The sequence below is a fragment of the Vibrio sp. 1F279 genome (genome assembly GCF_041439815.1).
In the GTDB taxonomy this organism is placed as follows: Bacteria; Pseudomonadota; Gammaproteobacteria; order Enterobacterales; family Vibrionaceae; genus Vibrio; species Vibrio tasmaniensis_A.
The window spans coordinates 115,846-122,256 of the sequence record NZ_JBGOOU010000013.1 but is presented as its reverse complement, the minus strand read 5'-3'; the positions used below and the strand labels follow the sequence as shown (position 1 = coordinate 122,256).

8 protein-coding genes and 1 pseudogene are annotated in these 6,411 nt (G+C 41.8%); 6 read left to right on the top strand and 3 right to left on the bottom strand.

Translation table 11 applies throughout. The features are described from left to right. A pseudogene (locus tag ACED60_RS11895) lies at positions 1 to 244 on the bottom strand (IS110 family transposase); the annotation flags it as partial. Between the two features lie 126 nt (positions 245 to 370). On the opposite strand from ACED60_RS11895, the gene ACED60_RS11890 reads away from it, so the two are divergent. Next, entirely contained in the window at positions 371 to 790 is a 420-nt protein-coding gene (locus ACED60_RS11890; RefSeq protein WP_102582967.1) for a hypothetical protein, read from the top strand. A gap of 186 nt (positions 791 to 976) precedes the next feature. Then, complete coding sequence (locus ACED60_RS11885) at positions 977 to 1,813, top strand: hypothetical protein (protein WP_371727609.1); 837 nt, start codon at positions 977 to 979, stop codon at positions 1,811 to 1,813. A 388-nt stretch (positions 1,814 to 2,201) separates the two neighbouring features. On the opposite strand, the gene ACED60_RS11880 is transcribed toward ACED60_RS11885, so the two are convergent. Continuing rightward, positions 2,202 to 3,227, bottom strand: a complete 1,026-nt coding sequence (locus ACED60_RS11880) for an IS110-like element ISVisp6 family transposase (protein WP_371727608.1) — start codon at positions 3,225 to 3,227, stop codon at positions 2,202 to 2,204. 89 nt (positions 3,228 to 3,316) lie between these two features. Here ACED60_RS11880 and ACED60_RS11875 point away from each other — a divergent pair, with 89 nt between their 5' ends. From ACED60_RS11875 to ACED60_RS11860, 4 genes are all read left to right on the top strand, one after another. Then, positions 3,317 to 4,084, top strand: coding sequence for a hypothetical protein (locus tag ACED60_RS11875; protein ID WP_371727607.1), 768 nt, complete (start codon positions 3,317 to 3,319; stop codon positions 4,082 to 4,084). A gap of 116 nt (positions 4,085 to 4,200) precedes the next feature. Then, positions 4,201 to 4,581 (top strand): hypothetical protein, encoded by a 381-nt coding sequence (locus ACED60_RS11870; RefSeq protein WP_108187562.1) that lies wholly within the window; start codon positions 4,201 to 4,203, stop codon positions 4,579 to 4,581. A gap of 143 nt (positions 4,582 to 4,724) precedes the next feature. Next, positions 4,725 to 5,108, top strand: coding sequence for a hypothetical protein (locus tag ACED60_RS11865; RefSeq protein WP_054542608.1), 384 nt, complete (start codon positions 4,725 to 4,727; stop codon positions 5,106 to 5,108). A 122-nt stretch (positions 5,109 to 5,230) separates the two neighbouring features. Next, positions 5,231 to 5,932: a biotin/lipoate A/B protein ligase family protein gene (locus ACED60_RS11860; RefSeq protein ID WP_371727606.1), complete on the top strand. Its 702-nt coding sequence runs from the start codon at positions 5,231 to 5,233 to the stop codon at positions 5,930 to 5,932. 57 nt (positions 5,933 to 5,989) lie between these two features. Here ACED60_RS11860 and ACED60_RS11855 read toward each other — a convergent pair whose 3' ends face one another. Further along, positions 5,990 to 6,391, bottom strand: a complete 402-nt coding sequence (locus tag ACED60_RS11855) for an SAM-dependent methyltransferase (protein ID WP_122046107.1) — start codon at positions 6,389 to 6,391, stop codon at positions 5,990 to 5,992. Positions 6,392 to 6,411: the final 20 nt, after the last annotated feature.

Here is a 6,411-nt window from a genome sequence, read left to right as displayed (position 1 = left end):
GTCCAAGGCTCGTCATTAAGCGATAAGTCCAGTAACCACATGGTCCTGCTTCATAGACAAAGTGCAGAGTGGCTTTGGGATACTTAGATTGCAGCTGTTTGGCCAATTTAATCAACGCGGACTTATTCGATTTAATACGGCCAAGGTGTAGTGGATTTGCCCCACGATGTTCTTGTAATACAGTGACTTGAATAAATGACTTATGCGTATCTAAGCCAATAAAAATTATGCTATCTTTATTCATGCTAGCCTCCAAATTTAGTTGTTTGACGCACTAATTATGGCTCTGGCTTTAAGCTAACCCACGATATTGGAGGCTAGCACCTTTCGTGGGGGTCATTATGTCTATGTGTTCTTCCAAGGAGTGGTAATGTTCAATTCAAACGCAAATGTTCCAACAGATAATATATACAAGTTCTTTGCTATTTTGGGGCTCGTATTAACAGTTTTCGGAGGTTATATTTTTAATAGTACACATAATAATTTTAATAATAACCTCTTTAAATATGCAATAAATCTATCAAAACTTGAGCTTATTGAAAAACCAAACTTGCACGAAGAAATGCAGATAACTGCACTTAAAAAAAGGATTGAATTATTAAAGGCTGATAAGCCTTTTAATATGAATATCTCAAGTTTTTTTATAGCTTTAGGATTAGTTTTGATGTCATATGGCTTTATGAGATGGCACTTTCACCTGCAACCGAAACTTGATGAGTTACTGGATTTACAGTTAAAAAAAGCAAGAGCAGATGCTAATGGAAATAAACATATCAAATTTAAGCGGTAACAAACACATAACAAGGGCATTCAAGTGGAAAAATAACAGTTGGCCATCGCTACGCGATTATATGCCAACCATTATTTTCCACTTAATAGCAGCGTTAGCTTTCAAAGCAGATTTCCCCATACTTATCTGTATGGTATTCAGCTATAAATAGTTCAATAAAGATAATACTAATATTCGAGGTAAGATGTGAAACTAGATCAACCGTTATTTCTTCGCCCTGATTTGATTCGTGACGATTTTAGACAGCCTCAAAAGTATGATGTTGCCATCGAAACAGAGTTTAAGTTGACTACTGCTATTTCTGATGTTGTGCGGGGCGTTAGAATAGTTAACGATGAAGCTCGACGAAAAAAAGTTACTTATGAGGACGTTATCCAATGGGCGGTTTCTCAAAATCGTGGTTTACCAAGACAACCATCCGGAAAGGAGGGTAAGTTTCGAGGGCGTATTGGAGAGGTAGCTTTTAATGCCATGTTTGACGGGTTAGATATGAATGAAATCGAACCTAATCACCCTGGGTGGGATTTTGAATATAAAAACTCTCTTGTTGAAATAAAGTCTACTTCACCCGAAGACGGCAAAAATGGTACAGCCAAGTTATCACAGGGAGATTCCCCAGATGTGTACCTTATATTCCTATTTAGTTCATCTGGTACTATAAGAAGTGCGTATTTGCTACCAGTGGATATCGTTAAGTGCAGAAAGAAAGGTATTCCAAAGGGTGTTAAAATAAATGACAGTCAATGGGTGAGTCAGTTTGAAATTTCGTTAGATGATTTGGGTATGTACTTTGATATAAGGCATTATTATCGAAATTACTTTTTGAAAGATCCTATCGCAATCCCTCGGGGGATTCTGAATAAAGCAGAAAATCATAAGAAACTAAGTAAATACCTTAATTCCAATCAACGCCTTAATGTGACAAGCCTTTTTAATATAGAGTCTAAGTGGTGGCTAAGCTTGTTTAGTGCTCAGATTCACTACGTGAGACATTTTGGTCATTCTCCTGTTTGGGAGTGGTAGAAAGCTAACAAGCGTTTAAGACAGATTCCCAACGCTCGGCATTTTCAGTTCAAGTCGAGTTTTAGTGTTTAAGGTGGAAAGGTTTTAGGTAGGGAGGTGGCGTTGCTCACTACTTAACGCGGCTACATGGATTCCCCCGGTTGTCAAACATCCGCTAAACTTATGTTGATGGGTTTTGGACTGCCGCTCTACATTCGGCCTACTTATCGACGATTCGCATACGTCGTGGCCCTGATGACTTGCGCGACTGCGGTGCCTTATTCGTTAGATGACATCTAGTGTGTCCGCCGCATTAACAGGCTCTCCGCAAGTGGTCTTAACCTATCTCCATCATTAGCGTCTGCAATGACCCGGTGGGTTTAACTCTTTATGCTGCTTAAGGTTTTACTTAAGCAGCATAGTTTTCATATTCTGTTTGATTGTGTAAAAGCGACCATATAATTCGTGCGTTCTTCGCGGCAAGTGCCACTATTGCTCGGTTCATTCCTCTTCGTTCCAGAACGCCTCTGCACCACTGACTTAACTTATCTTGCTTGTCGCCAAGGTTGGCAATCACGGTCCTTGCCCCGTGAACTAATAGTGTTCGCAAGTATTTGTCGCCGTGTTTGGTTATTCGACCTAAGCGAGGCTTTCCTCCCGTCGAATATTGCTTTGGTACTAGTCCTAGCCAAGCAGAGAAATCACGGCTTTTATCAAATTGAGAACCATTGCCTATCGAAGCAAGTATCGCAGTAGCGGTTTGCGGTCCAATGCCCCGAACCTTCATCACTCGTTGAACATTAGCGCTGACCTTAGCAAAAGAATCGAAGACTTGTTCAGTATCGGCGATACGTTGATTCAATTCTCCAAGGTGGTGATAAGCATCGGCAATCACCGTTCTTGCGAGGTGTGGCAGTTCATTTTCTGCGTCTTCCAGCATTAAGGGAACCTGTTTCATTAACGAAGAGCGGCCAACAGGAATGACCAACCCGAATTCAGAGAGTAGGGCACGCATGCGATTCATAAGCGCGGTACGTTCACGAACCCAATGCTCTCTCATTCTATGTACCGATAATATGGCTTGTTGCTCGGGGGATTTTACGGGTACAAAGCGAGTTGATGGTCGCTGAACAGCTTCGCATATGGCAACAGCATCATTAAGGTCGTTTTTTCCCTTAGTTCGATAAGGAATTACGTATTTAACGGCCATAATGCGGGCGTCGTGACCGAGTGTATTGAGTGTTCTTGCCCAATAATGTGCACCACCACACGCTTCAACGCCTATACGCATGAGTGGCATATTTGCTATTGTAGTCAGTAGTTTAGAGCGAGTTACTGACTTATGAAGTATGACCTTACCATTTTGGTCTACGGCATGAAGACTAAAGTGGTTTTTAGCTAGGTCGATACCGCAGAAATAAGAAAAATCAGACATGGTGCCTCCGGTGCAATTAAGTACCACATAAGTGTGGCAGATCCTCGGTAGGGGGAATCCATGTCATTCGTTAGGTGTATGGTCGAATTATGAAGTTAAATATAAATTGTATGGAGTGCTTTCAGGAGCAAGGAAAGCCTTCTCTAGAATTTAGTTCAGTTGAAATCCGAGATGACGGTTTATACTCGTCGACGTGTAGTAATGGGCATTCGACTATTACTGTAATTCAAGAGCAGAAGTTCGAAGTTTTATTCGACTTCGGAGCTCTGGCTCTACTTGATGGGTACCCTCGCGAAGCGGTTACTAGTATCGCGGCAGCTCTTGAGCGATTCTACGAATTTTATGTGGCAGTGACATGCGTAAAGCATAAAGTCGACTATGAGAAATTTCTTAGTACGTGGAAGCATGTGTCCAATCAATCAGAGCGTCAGTTTGGTGCGTACCTATTCGCATATTTGATGGATCATAACGGTAGTGAACCGCCGATTATAGATGAATCTAAGCCACCCTTAGACGGTATAGCAAAGAAAGACATTCGTACGTGGAAAGGTTTCAGAAATGCAGTTGTGCATAAGGGCTACATACCTTCTTACGTCGAAACAGTGGCATATAGTAATATCGTTTATCTCCATATATATGAATTGATTTCTGATTTACAGAATCGCAGCGGTGACGCATTACAAAAAGTAATGTTTCACCATATCGCACGTGCTAATAAGGCTGCTGAAGGTAAGGTTGTATCCACAATGAGCATTCCTACTTTAATTCGCTTAGCGCGCGGTGAAGCACCACCTGAATCATTTGAGCTAGCTCTGGGTAGCATAGAAAAATATCGTAAGTGGTTACATCATGTCTGAATAAGACACATACAAGGCGTTTAACAGTGACCAAAAACGCTTGGCATTTTCACTTCGTGAAAGTATATGCCAAGGTTTGGTGCGGGTTATCTTGGCGTTATTTTTGAGGTGTAAAAATGTACGTACGATTTGTCGTTGATCAGCTCGATGAGGATTCAAATCAGAGAACAGGCATATTTCAGGCAATCAGTTGTATGAAGAAACAAGAAGTATTCTACGACTATGAACTTGAACATATCGCCGAGGTGATGGGGTGGTTCGATGAAAACCTTGAATCTCCTCTAGACTACTTAAACAAACAGAAGTCTAAGAAATCTGATGTGTATATCAGTTGGTTTCTTGAGTCTTCCTCTGAACACATATCTAAAGTACGTGAGTTTGTTTTCTTAGTTGAAAGTAAGGGGGTCGTAGTTGATCAACTAAGAACAGAAACCCCTGGTAAAATAGTTTACGCCGATAAATATCAGGTGTTTGCTAAGCCATTCAGGCGCTTCTAAGCAAACATAACAATAAATTTAGAGTGATTCACAACGCTTGGCGCTCTCACTTCAAGTAAGTTTAGTGTTTATGACACAATGTTTTAGGTAAGGTAGTAGCGTTGTTCACACCTTAACTTGGCGTCATATGTACGGAGTGTTTTATGAATATATGGATATTTAGCTCGGGGTTATTAGCCCTGTTTACTACGTTAGTGCATGTATTTGCTGGTCAAATAGACCCGGTTAGACCTTTTCTTAAATCGAAGCTCGATGATATACCGAAAGCGACACTTCTAGCTTGTTGGCATCTTGTCTCGGTCACTTTGTTTGTTAGCTCATTAATGCTTTTATACGTCGGTTGGTATGGTATTGATTCACTCTATTTCCTAATCCAGTTGCTAGGTTTTTTGTATATTCTGTATGCATCGGTGTTTGTGGCTGTTGGGCTGTATTTTTTTGGAGCGAAGGTTTTTGTAAAGCTTCCTCAATGGATATTGCTCCTTCCAATCGGCTTTCTAGCAAACTATGGCGCAATGTATGTATAACAAATACTATGGCGCCAATAACTAACTTTTGGCGCTGTTTCCATCCCATATAGTCTTATCTATCATCAACCATTTCAGAACGTTAAATGGTAGGTCACCACAATCTGTAGAGGAAAAGTGCATTGAAGTTAACGAATAAACTCGTACGTTACCCGCACATTGATGTTGATCGTGCGTTTGAAAAAGAAGCTGAGTTATTGCAGCAAATACAGGCGGGTGAGATTGGACAAGCCTTAATGCTGTGGCAAGCAAAAACGCCGACACTCGTTTTGCCCGCAGGTAAAAAGTGGCCAGTGACGGTGGAATCTAGAAAGCAACTCGCGGCACAAGGCTGGCAGCTCACCTCGCGTAAAACAGGTGGTGCTCCCGTTCCTCAACTGCCGGGGATCATTAACTTATCGCACATTTACCATTGGCCTAGTGATGAAGCCTACAACATCCAAAAAGCGTATCTACATTTATGCGATGTATTAGCCCTGTTTTTTAAAGAACTGGGCATCGATGTGGATGTACACGCGACTCCCGGTTCTTATTGTGATGGTGACTACAACCTCAATATCAATAAACAAAAAATAGTGGGCACTGCGCAGCGTGTTTTGCTTAAACAAGGGGGCGGCCAAATCGTACTTTCGCAAGCCTGTATCTTGTTAGATGTCGACCTAGAAAACATCGTTGCGCCCGTGAATTTTTATAATCAAGTTTGCGGGAATCCAACCGTGGTGGACGCGCAAGTTCATACTCCGTTGTCCGCACATCTTACAACCCTACCCAACGTAGATTCACTCTTTCAGCAGTTAAGCCAAGCTTTCATCAAGTATGCGTAATGTCTTCCTTTCGCTAACGCACAGCTCGCTCTTGGTTTAGGACGAGCAATTTCTCGCTTATCCTTTCTCTTTATAGATCGCAGGCTTGATATCCAACAGTGGTGTGTTGTTCAAGCAGTCCAAGCCTCTCACGGTCACTGTGCCATTCTCTATTTTTTCAATCGGTAGCACGGCAGTACCAATTGGGTTTGGCCTGTGTGGTGAACGCAGTGCAAAGGTGCCATTGGTCGGCGTTTCTTCATTCCAGCTTTGGATCAATTCATCTCGTTTGGCGCCTTCTAACCAATACAAGATCAATATGTAGTCGCCACGGTTTAAGCCGAGCAAGCCTTGCTGGTAAACGTCATCTAAGATGATTTCACAGATTGGGCCGTTGTCCGGTTGGATGTTATTCGGACACTCTGAAATCGAGTGGTACGGCGTAGTAATTCGGCCAATAAATTTCAGTTCTTCAGACATGTTTAGCTCCTATTTAATTC

What these genes read in the sequence shown, in the direction of transcription:
- ACED60_RS11875 (WP_371727607.1), top strand. Translation starts at nt 3,317, where the DNA reads ATGAAGTTAAATATAAATTGTATGGAGTGCTTTCAGGAGCAAGGAAAG.
- ACED60_RS11865 (WP_054542608.1), top strand. Translation starts at nt 4,725, where the DNA reads ATGAATATATGGATATTTAGCTCGGGGTTATTAGCCCTGTTTACTACG.
- ACED60_RS11870 (WP_108187562.1), top strand. Translation starts at nt 4,201, where the DNA reads ATGTACGTACGATTTGTCGTTGATCAGCTCGATGAGGATTCAAATCAG.
- ACED60_RS11880 (WP_371727608.1), bottom strand. Translation starts at nt 3,227, where the DNA reads ATGTCTGATTTTTCTTATTTCTGCGGTATCGACCTAGCTAAAAACCAC.
- ACED60_RS11890 (WP_102582967.1), top strand. Translation starts at nt 371, where the DNA reads ATGTTCAATTCAAACGCAAATGTTCCAACAGATAATATATACAAGTTC.
- ACED60_RS11855 (WP_122046107.1), bottom strand. Translation starts at nt 6,391, where the DNA reads ATGTCTGAAGAACTGAAATTTATTGGCCGAATTACTACGCCGTACCAC.